The sequence below is a fragment of the Fulvivirga aurantia genome (assembly GCF_009711475.1).
GTDB lineage: Bacteria > Bacteroidota > Bacteroidia > Cytophagales > Cyclobacteriaceae > Fulvivirga > Fulvivirga aurantia.
In genome coordinates, this window is the sequence record NZ_SMMD01000251.1 from 1 (window position 1) to 1313 (window position 1313).

Genomic DNA, 1313 nt, shown 5'->3' on the forward strand with positions numbered 1-1313 from the left:
TGTAGACGGTGATGGTGATCCTACCAATGACGACACTGATGGAGACGGTACACCGGATTATCTGGACACTGATGATGATGGCGATGGTATACCTACTGCAGGAGAAGATGACAACACAGATGGTGATCCTACCAATGATGATTGTGATGAAGACGGAGTGCCTAACTATCTTGATTCTGACGTCTGCGGACTTGACCCAAGTGAAGGTTTCACTCCGGGAAGTGGCCAGTTCGGTACATGGGTTATTGAAGGTATCGAAGCTTTCCCTGATAACTCAGTGAAGGTGTTCAACAGATGGGGTAACCTCGTCTTTGAAACCGAAGGATATAATAATGATGATAATGCCTGGACAGGCGTTGCTAATGGAAGATTGCTCATCGGAACGGACGTGCCTGACGGTACCTACTTCTACGTGATCGACCTGGGTGATGGTAGTAAGCCTGTAACTGGATATGTAATAGTCAAACGATAATTAATTGTAAGATGAAGAATATTAAAATAACACTTGTCATTCTTTTGTTGACTGTAGGATTTGCCTCCTATGGTCAGCAACAAGTGATGTTCACACAGTATATGTTTAATGGTCTTGCACTCAATCCAGCATATGCAGGTAGTCATGAGGCCATTAGTGTTACAGCCATGGCCAGAGAGCAGTGGACGGGTATTGATGGTGCACCTAGCACCCAAACACTCAGCATTCACTCCCCGGTTTTTAATAATCGAATAGGTCTGGGGCTCCTCGTGTTACACGACAAAATAGGTGTTACAGAACAAACCGGAGCCTACGCTTCTTATTCCTACAAAATACCTTTTGTAAATGGAAGCAGTATAGCGCTCGGTCTACAGGGAGGTTTTACCTCATACGATGCCAGGTTCAGCGAAGTTTCTGAAACTAATCCAGTTTTTGCAACGGGAGATGTAAGGGAGTTTCATCCTAATGTTGGTTTCGGAGCTTATTATACAACTGATAAGTTCTATGCAGGAGTTTCAGCCCCTCAATTGATCGAAACTGCATTTGATAAGGACAATGAAGATTCAGACGCTAAGATCGTGAGACATTATTTTGCTCAGGCTGGTTATGTGCTGGATATAGACCAGAACTTGAAGCTTAAGCCCAATGTTTTGGTAAAAGCTGTTGATGGTGCACCCCTTCAAATTGATTTAAATGCAAATTTATTAATCAATGAAGTGATCTGGGTGGGTGTATCCTGGAGGTCTTTCGATTCATTTGATGCATTGTTTCAACTTCAGGTTACTGAAAAACTACAATTTGGGTATGCTTATGATTTTGCTACTACCACCGATTTACGCAG

2 protein-coding genes are annotated in these 1313 nt (G+C 43.0%); both read left to right on the forward strand.

Annotated features, from left to right (window positions below):
* Positions 1–472: T9SS type B sorting domain-containing protein (locus E1176_RS00885; protein ID WP_155208706.1), on the forward strand; the 472-nt coding region annotated here is incomplete at its 5' end.
* A gap of 11 nt (positions 473–483) precedes the next feature.
* The coding region (locus E1176_RS00890; RefSeq protein WP_155208707.1) for a PorP/SprF family type IX secretion system membrane protein at positions 484–1313 on the forward strand (830 nt) is incomplete at its 3' end.